Genomic DNA, 13,449 nt, shown 5'->3' with positions numbered 1-13,449 from the left:
CCATGCGCCTTTCGGATTTCGTCCTGCTTCTCAACACGCTCTGGTTCGTCGGTGCCTTCATCCAGTTCAGCATCGCCCAAGCCAATACGCTGAAGATCCTGCTGCCGCGGGAAGAGCGCAGCAATCCAATCGCGCCGACCCTGGCGGCCAGCGTCGCATTCCTGGGCGCGATGAATCTGCCGATCGGGCTGCTGTCGCTCTATCTTCTGGCCGCTCGTCCATCCTTCTTCCAGCCGCCCGAAGCGCAGCTGGCGCTGTTCCTGTTCTTCGCCGCCTGCCATTTCGGCCAGTTCGCCTATAACGTTCCGGTGCTGTTGCGCGGAGGCCGCGTCGGGGTGGCTTACTGGCCGGTGCTGAAAGGCCCGATGCTCCGGATCTTCGTCATCGACGCGGCTCTGTTCGCGGCCAATCTCGGCGTGGCGCTTCTGCTAACGTCGCGCGCCTGATAAGCGGCGCGTCAGGCCAAGCAGGAACGGTGTTTGCCGACGGCCCAATTCATGCGTGCAAGGATCACGATATGGTGGCGCCGGCTATTTAGGTGTCGTCCCGGACAAGCGTGCGAAGGGAAGCGCTGATCCGGGACCCATGATCCCAGGGCGACGGCGGAGGTTGCCGCGCCTACGGCGTCTTGATCCCCATCGCCTTCAGCGCGTCGAGCATCCGCTGCGGCGGGCCCATTTTCACGGCCAGTGGCTTGCCGGTCTCGAGCAGGCTCTTGAGGCTGGACAGGATCGCCGGCCAGCCGGAGCGCCCGCCGGCAAGGATGTCGTCGCTGAGCGGGCGGTCATGGCCTTCGCTCATGGTGAGCCGGACCGCGTCGCCGACTTGTTCGATCTCGTAGGTGACAAGCGTGGGGCCGAGCTTTTCGATCAGCTCGGGCCAGTTGACGTTGAACGTGACCGAGAGCTTTCGCGGCGGATCGTAGGCGAGAACCTCGCCGCTGATGTGCAGCGCGCCGTCAGGCGTGCGCACGGCGAACGAGCCGCCAAGGCGCGGCTCGACCTCAACTTCGTTGCCGAAGAAGTACTGCTTGCTGAACTCGGCCGAGGTCAGCGCTTCCCACACCTTCTCCGGCGTCGAAGCGATGTAGATGGTGTAGACCGTGAGCGGCTTGAATTGATCGAGGTTCATTTTGCATCGAATCCCTTGTTCAGGGCTGCGCGTGGAATGCCGAGCAGCTTGCCGGTCTCGAGCAGGCTCTTGAGCTGGGACAGGATCGCCGGCCAGCCGTTGGAGACGGCGCCGAGATATTTGCCGCCCTCGACGAAGCCGTCATGCAGCACGGTCAAACGCACGAGCGAGCCGAACGGTTCGATGGTGAAGACGACGCGTGAGGTCGGCTCGCCGCGAAGCTCCTCGTACTTGTGGTGCTTGAAGCTGTAGGACAGGCGCCGCGGCGGATCGGACTCGAGGATCTCGCCGGAATCGGTGACCTCGCCGTCAAGTGTGAGCGCGAAGGGAGAGCCGACCTTCCAGTCCGATTTGACCTCGGCGCCGAACCAGTACTGCCTGGTGAACTCGCTCGACGTCAGCGCCTCCCACAGCTTCTCGGGCGTGGTCTCGATGTAGGTCACGTAGACGAACTCCGGCTTACTCATCGCGCTTCTCCAACTGGCGTTTCAGCTCGTTGAGCGCAGCTAACTTGCCGCGCTCGAATTTCCTGATCCAGCGTTCGCCGATCTGATGGATCGGCACCGGGTTGAGGTAGTGCAGTTTCTCGCGGCCCTGCCTGATGGTTGTCACCAGGTTGGCCTCTTCCAGAATCACAAGGTGCTTGGTCACGGCCTGCCGTGTCATCGCGAGCCCCTCGCAAAGTTCGTTCAGGGTCTGACCGTTCCTGGCGTGAAGTCTGTCCAGCAGCGACCGTCTCGATGCGTCTGCCAGCGCTTTGAAGACCTCATCCATGGCAGCGATAATAGGCAACCAAAAGGTTGCATGTCAAGCGCCGTTCTTGCCGGAACAACATATGCGGCACCGGCTTCCGTTCCCGGTCCTCCCATGCATTAATGCGGCAAACTGCAGCGAGTCCCTCCCCATGATGTCCATGCAAGCCTATCTCGCCTTCGTCGCCGCCTGCATTGCGCTGGCGCTGCTGCCGGGGCCGATCGTCACCCTCGTCATCGCCAATGGCCTGCGCCACGGCACGCGTGCGGCGCTGACCAACGTTGCCGGCGCGCAAGCCGGGCTTGCCATCGTCATCGGCATCGTCGCGGTCGGCCTGACCTCGCTGATGGCGACGATGGGTTACTGGTTCGACTGGGTGCGCTTTGCCGGCGCCGCTTATCTCGTCTGGCTCGGCATCAAGCTGATCTGGGCGCCGGTCGCGGGCGTCGATCTCGAGGCGCCGCCACCGCCGCCGCGCGGCGGCTTCTTCCTGCAGGGATTCCTGGTGCTGCTGTCGAACCCGAAGGTGCTGGTGTTCTTCGGCGCCTTCATCCCGCAGTTCATGGACATGAACCAGCCGCACTTTCCGCAAGTCGCGCTGCTCGGCGCCACCTTTATGGTCACCGCGGTGATGACGGATGCGCTCTACGCGATCGCCGCCGGGCGTGCCCGAAAATTTTTCTCGGCGCGCCGCACGCGCATGATGTCGCGCATCTCCGGCGGCTTCATGATCGGCGGCGGCATCTGGCTGGCGCTGACGCGGGCGAAATGACCATTAGGCCATCCCTTCCTTGTGCAGCGTTGCCTCGATCTCGCGAAGGATCCGCGCCAGCCGCTCGGCCCATTGCTGCTGGCCGCTCTCGTCCATAATCAGGTCCTGGCGGATTTCAATGCCGGTGTTGATCAGCCCGCGCGCCTCGCCATGGACCGGGATGGTGTAGTCGGTGATGTCGCTCACCGCATAAGGCTGGTTGTCGCCGACGACGAGGTCGCTCTCGCCCCGCAGATGCTGCAGCATCAGCCGCGGCAGCACCGTGTCGCGGTGATAGAGCGTGCCGATGTGCCAGGGCCGCGGTTCGCCGTAATAGACGGGCGTGAAGCTGTGCAACGCCACCAGCACCGTCGGCTTGCCCACCTGCACGCGCGCATCGATCACAGCGCCAATCCGGGCGTGATAGGGATCGAAGATCTCGCGCCGGCGCATCTGCTTGGCCGCGGCCGATAGACTCTCATTTCCGGGGATGGCGGTCGCCTCGGAGATTATGGGAATCGAGCTCGCGACGCCGGGTGGACGATTGCAGTCGATCACGAGCCGCGAATAGCGCTGCGCGATCAGATGCGCGTCGAGCATCTTGACGAGCCGCTCGGCGACGCCGGCGATGCCGATGTCCCAGGCGATGTGCCTGACAAGATCGCTTTCTGCGACGCCGAGATCGCCGAGCGCATGCGGCAGCACCCGTCCGTAATGGTCGGCGGTGAGCAGGAAGGGCGATGCCCCTGCCGCATTCACCTCATGCACGGGCGGAATGTCGCCCTCGCCGAGCAGCTGATCGGTTGCCCCGGCTATGTCCAAATCCATGCTGATTTGCCTATGGAATAACAACGTGTGTAAACGGAGTAACGGCATTGCGCCGTCGTCGCAACGTTGGAAGACCATGAGCTCCGATCGACTTTTCGTCTACGGCACCCTGATGCGCGGCTTCGACCATCCGATGGCGCGGCTGCTCGCGGGCCATGCGGAATTTCTGGGTGAAGCGACCTGCCGCGGCCGGCTCGTCCTGGTGAAGCACTATCCGGGATTGCTGCTCTCCCACGCGCCGTCGGACATCGTCCATGGCGAGCTCTTTCACCTGCGCGTGCCGGACGAGCTCCTGCGCGAGCTCGATATGTACGAGGCCTGCGGCGAGGGCTTTCCGGAGCCGACGGAATATTTGCGGCAGCTGGTCGATGTGACGCGCGCCGACGGCACCACCGAGAAGGCCTGGACCTACGTCTACAACTGGCCCGTCACCGGTCTGCCGCGCATCGAGTCCGGTCGGTTCCTGGAGCATTAGACTAGGCCGACAGCACTTCCTTCACCACGCGCACGTCGACCTCGCGCTCGACATAGCTCCACTCCTCGGTCCGCCGGAGCATCGCCACCAGCTCCTCGAACAGCGAGGCGTGTGCGGGGGCGAATTCGAACCAGGTGAGGAAGTCGAAAGGGCCGCCGAGGTCGCGGCAATGATAGAGCTGGCGCGCAATCGCGGGCAGGAAGCGCAGGCTGCCGGCGATGTGGTGCGACTTGTCCTCGAAGATCTTGCGGCGCTCTTCCTGTGTCAGCTCCCACCAGGCTTGCGACTTGCGGATCGGGATCAGCGCCGCGCTGGTTGCCTCTAACCGGCCGAGACCGGCCTGCACGGCCACGAGCTGCTGCTTCTCGGGCCGCTCGGTGTAGCGCAAGTTGCTCGCGACCCCGACCAGCCGCCAGGCATTGCGCGAGGGTATCTGTGGCAACGAGACGGCCTCGCTGTCGGTGACCGACAGCGCCGGCATGAAGGGCAGGGGCTCGCCCGTCACTGACGAAATCGAGGTCACACGCCAGCCCCCGCTCTGGCCGCCTCGAAAGGTCCTGAACATGGGGGTATGGAAGCGTGGAACCGGGCGCGGTTCAAGAGTTTCCGTTGTCATTCGGGATGTTGGTCCCGTCATCCTGAGGTGCTCACACTGCAAAGCAGTGTGAGCCTCGAAGGATGAATCGGCCCGGATGCAGCCGGGCTGTCGCCCTTCGAGGCTCGCCGAAGAGGCGAGCACCTCAGGGTGACGGGACCAAGCCCTGTGAATAGGTCGAATATCCCGGATAACCCGCTTAAACCTGACTTCTAGCCCGGCCGCACCTATATCCCTGATCCTCCGCCCGACTCACCCCGGTTTCGCGCTACACACATCCCATGCGCTTCACGCCCCAGTTCCTCGATGAGCTTCGTGCCCGGCTTTCGGTCTCCGAGGTCGTGGGCAAGCGCGTCAAGCTGAAGAAGGCGGGACGGGAGTGGAAGGGGCTGTCGCCGTTCCAGCAGGAGAAGACGCCGTCCTTCTACGTCAACGACCAGAAGGGTTTTTACCACGACTTCTCCTCCGGCAAGCACGGCGACATCATCACCTTCATCATGGAGACCGATGGCCTGCCGTTCGCTGAGGCCGTGGAGCGGCTCGCGGGCATGGCGGGCCTGCCGCTGCCGGCGGTGACGCCCGATGCCGCGCGGCATGAGCAGCGGCGCAAATCGCTGCACGACGTCATGGATCTGGCGGCGAAATTCTTCGCCGAGACACTGGCCTCGCGCGTCGGTGCCAAGGCGCGCGGCTATCTTGCCGACCGCGCCATCTCGCCGGCAACGCAATTGCAGTTCCGCCTCGGCTATGCCCCGCCCGACCGCTTCGCGCTGAAGGAGCATCTCGGGCAGCAGGGCATCTCTGTCGAGGACATGATCGAGACCGGGCTGCTGGTTGCCGGCAACGACATCCCCGTTCCTTACGACCGCTTCCGCGATCGCGTGATGTTTCCGATCACCGATTTGCGCGGCCGTGTCATCGCCTTCGGCGGGCGCGCGCTGGAGAAGGACGTTCCGGCCAAATATCTGAACTCGCCGGAGACACCGCTCTTCCACAAGGGCGATAATCTCTACAATCACCAGACCGCGCGCAAAGCCACGCATGACGGCAGCGCGCTGATCGTGGTCGAAGGCTATGTCGACGTCATCGCCATGGTCACGGCGGGCTTTGCAGGCAGCGTAGCGCCGCTCGGCACCGCGCTCACCGAAAGCCAGCTCGCGCTGCTCTGGAAGATGGCGGACGAGCCGATCCTCTGCTTCGACGGCGACCGCGCCGGGCAGAAGGCGGCCTATCGCGCCGCCGATCTTGCCTTGCCTTTCCTCGCGCCGGGCAAGAGCCTGCGCTTTGCGCTGCTGCCGGAGGGGCAAGACCCCGACGATCTCGTCCGCTCCGGCGGGCGCGGCGCGATCGAGGAGGTGATCGCGGCGGCGCGGCCGCTCGCCGACATGATCTGGTCGCGCGAGCTCGAAGGCGGCAATTTCGCCACGCCCGAACGCCGCGCCGCGCTGGAGGCGCGCATCAAGGAGCTCACGAACGGCATCCGCGACGAGGTGGTGCGGCGCTATTATCGCGACGAGTTCGTCGAGCGGCTGCAGCGCACCTTCGCGCCCGAAGGCGGGCGCGGCTTTGGCGGCCGGGGCAATTTCCGGGCGGGCGGCGGCCGGCCGTTCCAGCCGAGGGCAGGGGGCCCGAATCGATTCGGCGCCCAGGGATTCGGCGGCGGCCGCCGCGGCGCCCCGGGTCCCACCCTGCTACCGTCCGGCCCCTACCAAGCGGCGAGCCCGCAGCTGGCGGCAAGCCCGATCATGCGGGGCCAGCGCAGCGCCATTTCCCGCCGGGAGGCCCTGATCCTGCAATGCCTGATCAACCACCCCTGGCTGCTGCATGAGCATCTCGAGGAGGTCGCCGCCCTGGAGCTGGCCCATCCCGAGGCCCATAAGCTCAGGGCCGGCATCATTGCCGCCTTCGCCAACGACCATCACCACTCGCCTGACCCCGGCGAGCAGGCCGAGAAGATGCGCAGCGATCTCGAAAAGGGCGGATTTTCGCAAGTTCTTCAAAGGGTTGAGAACGTCATCACGACCCAGGCGGTGTGGGCCGCCCGCGAGGGCGCAGCACGGGACGACGTTCTTGCCACTTGGCACCAGCTGGTTGCCTTGCATCGGCAATGGCATTCACTACTTAGAGAGCTGAAAGACGCCGAGCTGGCCTTGGGGGAGGATCCCAGTGAGGCCAATTTGGCATGGCTGCGTGACGTCAAGGCTCGGATAGGAGAAGTCGATGGTACCGAGGCCCTGATCGAGGGTTTTGGCGAGCTGTCGGGCCGGCTCCAGAAGAGCATGTGATGAAAGAATCATGCGGACGGCCGGGGCCGGAACCGCTAAAAGACTCGCCAAATCCTTGGTTTGGCGGCAAAAACAGGGTTAATCGAGGCTTAACGGTCTTGTAGCACTTTGGCCCAGAGGCGGCCGCAGGCATAACAGACGCGTCAGGAATGAATCCGCGCAATCGCTGTTGGCACTACACCTGCATCCGCCGCGACAAAGAGGCTGACGAAGCGTTAGGCAATTCCGGCGAAAGAAAGTTGGGGGTGGCGAGAGGTTTGTGCGCCGCCCTTTCCGTGTCGAGAGCTGCCGAAGCGAGAGCGTCGAGCAACAGGTTCAAGTGAATTCACGCGGGCGCGGCGGGCGTCTCGCATGAAGCGCGTTTAGGAGCAATGGATGGCCACCAAGGCAAAGACGCTGCAGGCGAAGGACAAGGAAAAAGACGACAAGGCAGCGGATGCGCCGGAGAAGGACTCCCAGGACGCGCCCTCGCCCTTGCTCGACCTGTCCGACGCCGCCGTGAAGAAGATGATCAAGCAGGCCAAGAAGCGCGGCTTCGTGACCTTCGATCAGCTCAACGAAGTCTTGCCGTCCGACCAGACCTCGCCCGAACAGATCGAGGACATCATGTCGATGCTCTCGGACATGGGCATCAACGTCACCGAAGCCGACGACACCGAAGGCGAGGAGGAGAAGGACGAGGGCGACGACGAGACCGATAACGAGCTCGTCGAGGTCACCCAGAAGGCTGTCACCGAGGTCAAGAAGAGCGAGCCGGGCGAGCGCACCGACGATCCCGTGCGCATGTATCTGCGCGAGATGGGCACGGTCGAGCTGCTCTCCCGCGAAGGCGAAATCGCGATTGCGAAGCGCATCGAGGCCGGCCGCGAGGCGATGATCGCAGGGCTGTGCGAAAGCCCGCTGACCTTCCAGGCCATCATCATCTGGCGCGACGAGCTCAACGAAGGCAAGATCTTCCTTCGCGACATCATCGATCTCGAAGCGACCTATGCCGGCCCGGACGCCAAGGGCGGCATGAACACCGCGATGATCGCAGGTCCAAGTGAGAACGGCGAAGCGCCGGCCGAGGGCGGCGAAGCTGCAGCGTCCGCCGCTGCGCCCGCGCATGTCGCTCCGCCTGCGGCGCCGCCGGCGCCGACCCCGTTCCGTGCCGCGCCGCCCGCCGGTGGTGCCGAGGCCGGCGAGGACAAGGATCCCGGCGAAGCCGCGGCCGAAGCCGACATGGATGACGACGAGTTCGAGAACCAGATGTCGCTGGCGGCGATCGAGGCCGAGCTCAAGCCGAAGGTGGTCGAGATCTTCGACAAGATCGCCGACAGCTACAAGAAGCTGCGCAAGCTTCAGGAGCAGGACATCCAGAACCAGCTCCAGAACGAGTCGCTCTCGCCGCACCAGGAGCGCAAGTACAAGAAGCTGAAGGACGAGATCATCGTCGAGGTGAAGTCGCTGCGCCTGAACCAGGCGCGCATCGACTCGCTCGTCGAGCAGCTCTACGACATCAACAAGCGCCTCGTCTCGCATGAGGGCCGCCTGATGCGCCTTGCCGACAGCCACGGCGTCGCCCGCGAGGACTTTTTGCGCAACTACACCGGCTCGGAGCTCGATCCGCGCTGGCTCAATCGCGTTTCGAAGCTTTCGGCCAAGGGCTGGAAGAACTTCGTCCACCACGAGAAGGACCGCATCAAGGACCTCCGCCACGAGGTGCATCAGCTCGCCGCGCTGACCGGTCTCGAGATCGTCGAGTTCCGCAAGATCGTGCACTCCGTGCAGAAGGGCGAGCGCGAGGCACGCCAGGCCAAGAAGGAGATGGTGGAAGCCAACCTCCGCCTCGTGATCTCGATCGCCAAGAAGTACACCAATCGCGGCCTGCAGTTCCTCGACCTGATCCAGGAAGGCAACATCGGCCTGATGAAGGCGGTCGACAAGTTCGAGTACCGCCGCGGCTACAAGTTCTCGACCTACGCCACGTGGTGGATCCGGCAGGCGATCACCCGCTCGATCGCCGACCAGGCGCGCACCATTCGCATCCCCGTGCACATGATCGAGACGATCAACAAGATCGTGCGCACGAGCCGCCAGATGCTCAACGAGATCGGCCGCGAGCCGACTCCTGAGGAATTGGCCGAAAAGCTCGGCATGCCGCTGGAGAAGGTGCGAAAAGTCCTCAAGATCGCCAAGGAGCCGCTGTCGCTGGAGACGCCGGTCGGTGACGAAGAGGATTCACATCTCGGCGATTTCATCGAGGACAAGAACGCGATCCTGCCGATCGACGCCGCGATCCAGTCCAACCTGCGCGAGACCACCACGCGCGTGCTGGCGTCCCTGACGCCGCGCGAAGAGCGCGTCCTGCGCATGCGCTTCGGTATCGGCATGAACACCGACCACACGCTGGAAGAAGTCGGCCAGCAGTTCAGCGTGACGCGCGAGCGCATCCGCCAGATCGAAGCGAAGGCGCTAAGGAAGCTGAAGCATCCGTCGCGGTCGAGGAAGCTGCGGAGCTTCCTGGATAATTGATCGTAGACCGCGATCCAAAGCAAAACGGCGGGCGTTAGCCCGCCGTTTTTTGTTCGTCATTGCGAGCCAACGGGTCCGCGCGAAGCGCGGCCCGATGACAGGTTCCGCGAAGCAATCCAGAGTCTTTCCGCGGAGGGATTCTGGATTGCTTCGCTGCGCTCGCAATGACGTGGAGAGATCGAAGCCCTACTTCTTCTTCGCCCCCACCCGCTCGATCCGCTTGATCTCCAGCGTGGGCCGGCCGCTCTTCTCCGCGATCTCGCGGTCCTGCTCCATGATGTAGCTGCGCGCGGGCTCGTCGCCGTCGAGGCCGCCGAGCAGCTCGGTGGGCACGCGGCGGTTGGAGCGCTGGGAGCCGTCTTCGTAGACGACGTTGAAGAAGGCGAACTCGCCTTTGGGATTGGTTCCGGGTTTCTTGGCCATGACGGCTTGTCGTCGATCAGGGCGCCGCAGTCAAATGGCTTTCGCGATTGTCAGCATGCAGCCGTGGTGATGCGGAGCTCTCTGCGCATCGGTCGGCAAAATCTGTTTGCAGGAAGGAAGCGCGATGCGCTTCGGATGACCCCGATGCGAACCCTCAAATAAACGGCGGGCCGAAGCCCGCCGTTTATCTCCGTCTTCAGCGTCGCCCGGGGCTGGTGGGGGCGACAACCTAAAATAGAATGCTATAGGCTGCGCCCCGCGATGGCAAGGCAAATCGTCGTTGCGTCGATGTCGCAGCGAGCGCATGAGATATGCATGGGTTGCCCTGTGTGATGTAGTCCCGCATCAACGCAATTATTTGGATTGCCAAATCATTTTGTTCATCTTCCTTTTGCTCTCGCAACACAGCTAGAGCGACGCGCTCTGTAGGGAAGTGCATTGGCCTGCACGTCTTCCAGCCGGTGTGATCGCAAGTGCAAAAACAAGTCAACGCGCGCGCGTGCGCTGCGCCACGTCCTGCACGGCGAGCCGCGATCCATGTCCGCCGCCTTTGCCGCTGTCTGCCTTGCACCGCTGCGCCATGATCGCGCTGCCCCTGCGCTTTGACGCTCGCAGCGTTCCCGGGCATGATCGCGCGCTGCTTCGCGCTGGGATTTGGGGGATTGCGCCACATGCTGAGACTGCTTCTCGCCGCCGCGTTGGTCGTGTCTCTGGCCGGCGGGTCGGCGCAAGCCGCCCGCTGCGGCGGCGACTTCAACAGCTTCATTGCCGGCATGGCCCAGGAGGCGCAGGCCGCCGGCGTCTCCGCGAGCGTGACCAGCGCGGCGCTCAGCGGCGTGACGCCTGATGGCGCCGTGCTCGCCTTCGACCGGCGCCAGCGCTACACCTTCAACAAGACCTTCGAGCAGTACGTCTCGACCCGCGTCGGCCCCGGCCGCATCAATGGCGGGCGGGCGCTGCTGCAGCGTCATGCCGCGCTGCTGTCGCGCATCGAGCAGCAGTTCGGCGTGCCTCGCTATATCCTGGTTGCGATCTGGGGGCTGGAAAGCGATTTCGGCAAGGGCGACACCGGCAAGCTGCCGGTGATCCGCACGCTGGCGACGCTCGCGCATGATTGCCGCCGCACCGATCTGTTCCAGGGCGAACTGCTCGCGGCGCTCAAGATCGTGCAGCGCGGCGACCTGCCGCTGCGCGATCTCATCGGCGCCTATGCCGGCGAGATCGGCCAGACCCAGTTCCTGCCGTCGTCCTACATCAAATACGGCGTCGATTTCGACGGCGACGGCCATGTCGACCTCCGCCACAGCGTCCCCGACGTGCTCGCCTCGACCGCGAACCTCTTGCGCACCAACGGCTTCAAGATGGGCCAGCCCTATGGCGAAGGCACCGCCAATTTCGAGGCGATGCGCGAGTGGAACAGGGCGGTGGTCTATCGCAAGACGATCGGGTATTTCGCGGATCGGTTGATGGGGCAGTGAGGATCCCCATAGTCGGTGTCATCGCCCGGCCTTGACCGGGCGATCCAGTATTCCAGAGACGGCAGCGATTGAGCCGAGAAGCTGCGGCGTACTGGATGGTCAAGCCGGGGCATGACAGCGGAGCGTGTGGCGACAGGGGAACGCGCAGCGGCGACGCTGTCGTGCCGCGCGACTACTTCCCCTTTCGCCATCTTCTCCAGTCGCCGCTGCAACGGCGCCCAGTACGTTCCCGGGCGGAAGCGCTGCAACAGGTCCATGAAGCGGGCGTCGTTTCCGATCAGAATGCGCGGCTCGTTCTTCTCGATGTCCCTGATGATGCTCAGCGCGGCGTCTTTCGGCGAACTCCCCCGGTCAAGTCCCAATCGTGGAACTATCGATTACTTTTTTTGAAATGAAACCGAACCGTTGCCGGCTTCGGTTTTTAACATGTGTTATGGAGGCATGCATTGGGAGCTGCCGATGGGACAAGCAAAGCCATTTCGCGCGACAGCGCTGATCGTTGAAGACGACGCCATGCAGCGGGAGATGCTTTGCGTTCTCCTGGAAGAGAGCGGCTACCAGGTCATCCAGTGCGAAAGCGCCGAGGCGGCCGAGCGCGTCCTCGACAAGAGCGCCGGCGCGCTCTGCCTGATGCTGACCGACATCCAGCTCGCCGGCCGCATGAATGGCGTCGAGCTCGCGCACATCGCCAAGCACCGCAATCCGAAGCTCGATGTCATCGTCACCTCCGGCCGCCCCTTGAAGCAGCCCTTGCCCGACGGCGCCAAGTTCTGGGCCAAGCCCTGGGCGCCGCTCGACGTGCTGCGCGAGGCCGAGATCGCTCAGCTGTCCTGACGGATACCCGGGGCTCGCTTTCTCGGCGCGAGGGGGGTGATAAGGTCCGTCCATGACCTTGTCCTTCCTGCTCACCTCCCTCATCGTCGTCGCTTCGCCCGGCACCGGCGTGCTTTACACGCTGGCCGCGGCGCTGACCCGTGGCTCGCGGGCCAGCATAGCTGCCGCCTTCGGCTGCACGCTCGGAATCGTGCCGCACATGGTGGCGGCGATGCTCGGCCTTGCCGCCGTGCTCCACACCAGCGCACTTGCCTTCGCTGCGCTGAAATGGTGCGGGGTCGCCTATCTGCTCTACATGTCCTGGCAGGCGCTGCGCGAGACGGGGACGCTCGCGGTTGGCGGCGAGATCAAGGAGCGATCGAGTGGCCGCGTCATCGTCACCGGCTTCCTGATCAACATCCTCAACCCAAAACTGTCGATCTTCTTCCTCGCCTTCCTGCCGCAGTTCATCGCGGCGGACGAGGCCCATGTGCTGGCGCGCATGCTGGAATTGAGCGGCGCCTTCATGGCGATGACCTTTGTGGTGTTCGTCCTCTATGGCTTCTCCGCCGCCTCGGTGCGCGAGCGCGTCATCTCCCGGCCGGGCGTCATGGCCTGGCTGCGCCGCAGCTTTGCCGCCGGCTTTGCCGCGCTCGGTGCCAAGCTGGCGTTTTCGGAGCGGTAGAGTTTCCTTCAGCTCTTGAAAGATCGTCATGCGGCTTGTCGCGGGCATCCACGTTCTTCGTACTGCTCCGTAAGCCGTGGATGGCCGGGACAAGCCCGGCCATGACGCTGTCGGAGCATCTACGCCTCGAACACTCATCCAATCAAAAAGCGGGCCCGCTGCCCGCCATCGTCAAACCCGCCAGATCTACCCGACGCCCGGGCGGAGCTGAGTCCACCCGGGCAAAGAAACAGAAGCCTCGTTACTTCTTCTTCGCCTTCTTGGCCTTTTTCGCCTTCTTCTTCGCCGCCTTCTTCGCTTTCTTAGCCATAGTATCCTCTTAGGGGTTAATGGTGGAACGCGACACGAGGGATGCTCGGCGGAGGGCCAGCCTCGCAACATCCTCGACGACAAACTCAGCAGATTCGGAGCCGGCTGCCCCGCACTGTCATATCTCCGTCATCGCGTTATCCACAGCTCAGATGCATTTTCGGGTGCTTTTGGTTCGCGAATCCGCTTCGCGCGCCCGCGGCATGGCCCACTCGTCCGCAGCTGGGCTTGCTTAACGATTCCGGAAATCCGCTTTCGGATTCATCAATCCAAAACCAATGCCTGAGTTTGCGCGATTGCGGTGAGACTCCATTAAGTGCGCCGCGCGCATGATCGCCCGCAAGAACACGGGGGCGGGTATGTACGGGCAGTTGCCAAACGAAGAGGGCGGGACCATGCGCGTCCCGCA

Annotated in this window: 15 protein-coding genes and 1 pseudogene; 9 read left to right on the top strand and 7 right to left on the bottom strand. The window is 63.9% G+C overall.

Going from position 1 to position 13,449, the window contains the following annotated elements; genetic code table 11:
* Positions 1–2 precede the first annotated feature (2 nt).
* Positions 3–446: a hypothetical protein gene (locus YU9_RS0125035; RefSeq protein WP_027575270.1), complete on the top strand. Its 444-nt coding sequence runs from the start codon at positions 3–5 to the stop codon at positions 444–446.
* A 172-nt stretch (positions 447–618) separates the two neighbouring features.
* On the opposite strand, the gene YU9_RS0125030 is transcribed toward YU9_RS0125035, so the two are convergent.
* Genes YU9_RS0125030 through YU9_RS0125020 form a run of 3 tightly spaced genes read right to left on the bottom strand, consistent with a single transcriptional unit; the run spans position 619 to position 1,905 of the window.
* Complete coding sequence (locus YU9_RS0125030; RefSeq protein WP_027575269.1) at positions 619–1,131, bottom strand: SRPBCC family protein; 513 nt, start codon at positions 1,129–1,131, stop codon at positions 619–621.
* Positions 1,128–1,598 (bottom strand): SRPBCC family protein, encoded by a 471-nt coding sequence (locus YU9_RS0125025; protein WP_027575268.1) that lies wholly within the window; start codon positions 1,596–1,598, stop codon positions 1,128–1,130. Before YU9_RS0125025 ends, YU9_RS0125030 begins: the two co-directional genes overlap by 4 nt.
* Positions 1,591–1,905, bottom strand: coding sequence for a helix-turn-helix transcriptional regulator (locus YU9_RS0125020; RefSeq protein ID WP_027575267.1), 315 nt, complete (start codon positions 1,903–1,905; stop codon positions 1,591–1,593). The genes YU9_RS0125025 and YU9_RS0125020 overlap by 8 nt, the downstream gene beginning before the upstream one ends.
* A gap of 130 nt (positions 1,906–2,035) precedes the next feature.
* On the opposite strand from YU9_RS0125020, the gene YU9_RS0125015 reads away from it, so the two are divergent.
* Positions 2,036–2,656, top strand: a complete 621-nt coding sequence (locus YU9_RS0125015) for a LysE family translocator (protein WP_084299052.1) — start codon at positions 2,036–2,038, stop codon at positions 2,654–2,656.
* 3 nt (positions 2,657–2,659) lie between these two features.
* Here the strand turns inward: YU9_RS0125015 and YU9_RS0125010 are convergent, their stop codons facing one another.
* Positions 2,660–3,463: an N-formylglutamate amidohydrolase gene (locus tag YU9_RS0125010; protein WP_027575265.1), complete on the bottom strand. Its 804-nt coding sequence runs from the start codon at positions 3,461–3,463 to the stop codon at positions 2,660–2,662.
* Positions 3,464–3,539: 76 nt separating this feature from the next.
* On the opposite strand from YU9_RS0125010, the gene YU9_RS0125005 reads away from it, so the two are divergent.
* Positions 3,540–3,938, top strand: coding sequence for a gamma-glutamylcyclotransferase (locus YU9_RS0125005; protein ID WP_027575264.1), 399 nt, complete (start codon positions 3,540–3,542; stop codon positions 3,936–3,938).
* A 1-nt stretch (position 3,939) separates the two neighbouring features.
* On the opposite strand, the gene YU9_RS0125000 is transcribed toward YU9_RS0125005, so the two are convergent.
* Positions 3,940–4,503, bottom strand: a complete 564-nt coding sequence (locus tag YU9_RS0125000; protein WP_027575263.1) for a chlorite dismutase family protein — start codon at positions 4,501–4,503, stop codon at positions 3,940–3,942.
* Positions 4,504–4,814: 311 nt separating this feature from the next.
* On the opposite strand from YU9_RS0125000, the gene dnaG reads away from it, so the two are divergent.
* Positions 4,815–6,818: a DNA primase gene (gene dnaG, locus YU9_RS0124995; protein WP_027575262.1), complete on the top strand. Its 2,004-nt coding sequence runs from the start codon at positions 4,815–4,817 to the stop codon at positions 6,816–6,818.
* A gap of 375 nt (positions 6,819–7,193) precedes the next feature.
* Complete coding sequence (rpoD, locus tag YU9_RS0124990; RefSeq protein ID WP_027575261.1) at positions 7,194–9,332, top strand: RNA polymerase sigma factor RpoD; 2,139 nt, start codon at positions 7,194–7,196, stop codon at positions 9,330–9,332.
* Between the two features lie 186 nt (positions 9,333–9,518).
* On the opposite strand, the gene YU9_RS0124985 is transcribed toward rpoD, so the two are convergent.
* The gene (locus YU9_RS0124985) at positions 9,519–9,755 is read right to left on the bottom strand and encodes a hypothetical protein (protein ID WP_027575260.1); all 237 of its coding nucleotides are present in this window, start codon (positions 9,753–9,755) and stop codon (positions 9,519–9,521) included.
* A gap of 671 nt (positions 9,756–10,426) precedes the next feature.
* On the opposite strand from YU9_RS0124985, the gene YU9_RS0124975 reads away from it, so the two are divergent.
* Positions 10,427–11,233 carry a lytic murein transglycosylase gene (locus tag YU9_RS0124975; protein ID WP_027575259.1) on the top strand — a complete coding sequence of 269 codons (807 nt, stop codon included), beginning with the start codon at positions 10,427–10,429 and terminating at the stop codon, positions 11,231–11,233.
* Between the two features lie 176 nt (positions 11,234–11,409).
* On the opposite strand, the pseudogene YU9_RS50135 reads toward YU9_RS0124975, so the two are convergent.
* Positions 11,410–11,577: pseudogene (locus YU9_RS50135) on the bottom strand (acetoin dehydrogenase); the annotation flags it as partial.
* A 115-nt stretch (positions 11,578–11,692) separates the two neighbouring features.
* Between YU9_RS50135 and YU9_RS0124965 the strand changes: the two are divergent.
* From YU9_RS0124965 to YU9_RS0124955, 3 genes are all read left to right on the top strand, one after another.
* Positions 11,693–12,067, top strand: a complete 375-nt coding sequence (locus YU9_RS0124965) for a response regulator (RefSeq protein WP_027575257.1) — start codon at positions 11,693–11,695, stop codon at positions 12,065–12,067.
* Positions 12,068–12,119: 52 nt separating this feature from the next.
* A complete protein-coding gene (locus YU9_RS0124960) occupies positions 12,120–12,731 on the top strand; it encodes a LysE family translocator (RefSeq protein ID WP_027575256.1) in 612 nt (203 codons plus the stop codon).
* A gap of 101 nt (positions 12,732–12,832) precedes the next feature.
* On the top strand, positions 12,833–13,054 hold the full coding sequence (locus YU9_RS0124955) for a hypothetical protein (protein WP_156952104.1): 222 nt from the start codon (positions 12,833–12,835) through the stop codon (positions 13,052–13,054).
* Positions 13,055–13,449 lie beyond the last annotated feature (395 nt).

This window comes from Bradyrhizobium sp. WSM1743, from assembly GCF_000473065.1.
In the GTDB taxonomy this organism is placed as follows: Bacteria; Pseudomonadota; Alphaproteobacteria; order Rhizobiales; family Xanthobacteraceae; genus Bradyrhizobium.
Note: the sequence above shows the minus strand (reverse complement) of the source record. Positions and strands in the feature narration are given on the sequence as shown.

Bases quoted from the DNA above. Each gene is read 5' to 3' on its own strand.
- YU9_RS0125035 (WP_027575270.1), top strand. From the start codon at position 3: ATGCGCCTTTCGGATTTCGTCCTGCTTCTCAACACGCTCTGGTTCGTC.
- YU9_RS0124960 (WP_027575256.1), top strand. From the start codon at position 12,120: ATGACCTTGTCCTTCCTGCTCACCTCCCTCATCGTCGTCGCTTCGCCC.
- YU9_RS0125020 (WP_027575267.1), bottom strand. From the start codon at position 1,905: ATGGATGAGGTCTTCAAAGCGCTGGCAGACGCATCGAGACGGTCGCTG.
- YU9_RS0125005 (WP_027575264.1), top strand. From the start codon at position 3,540: ATGAGCTCCGATCGACTTTTCGTCTACGGCACCCTGATGCGCGGCTTC.
- YU9_RS0124985 (WP_027575260.1), bottom strand. From the start codon at position 9,755: ATGGCCAAGAAACCCGGAACCAATCCCAAAGGCGAGTTCGCCTTCTTC.
- YU9_RS0124975 (WP_027575259.1), top strand. From the start codon at position 10,427: ATGCTGAGACTGCTTCTCGCCGCCGCGTTGGTCGTGTCTCTGGCCGGC.
- YU9_RS0125025 (WP_027575268.1), bottom strand. From the start codon at position 1,598: ATGAGTAAGCCGGAGTTCGTCTACGTGACCTACATCGAGACCACGCCC.
- YU9_RS0124955 (WP_156952104.1), top strand. From the start codon at position 12,833: ATGACGCTGTCGGAGCATCTACGCCTCGAACACTCATCCAATCAAAAA.
- YU9_RS0125000 (WP_027575263.1), bottom strand. From the start codon at position 4,503: ATGTTCAGGACCTTTCGAGGCGGCCAGAGCGGGGGCTGGCGTGTGACC.
- rpoD (WP_027575261.1), top strand. From the start codon at position 7,194: ATGGCCACCAAGGCAAAGACGCTGCAGGCGAAGGACAAGGAAAAAGAC.
- dnaG (WP_027575262.1), top strand. From the start codon at position 4,815: ATGCGCTTCACGCCCCAGTTCCTCGATGAGCTTCGTGCCCGGCTTTCG.
- YU9_RS0125010 (WP_027575265.1), bottom strand. From the start codon at position 3,463: ATGGATTTGGACATAGCCGGGGCAACCGATCAGCTGCTCGGCGAGGGC.
- YU9_RS0124965 (WP_027575257.1), top strand. From the start codon at position 11,693: ATGGGACAAGCAAAGCCATTTCGCGCGACAGCGCTGATCGTTGAAGAC.
- YU9_RS0125030 (WP_027575269.1), bottom strand. From the start codon at position 1,131: ATGAACCTCGATCAATTCAAGCCGCTCACGGTCTACACCATCTACATC.
- YU9_RS0125015 (WP_084299052.1), top strand. From the start codon at position 2,036: ATGATGTCCATGCAAGCCTATCTCGCCTTCGTCGCCGCCTGCATTGCG.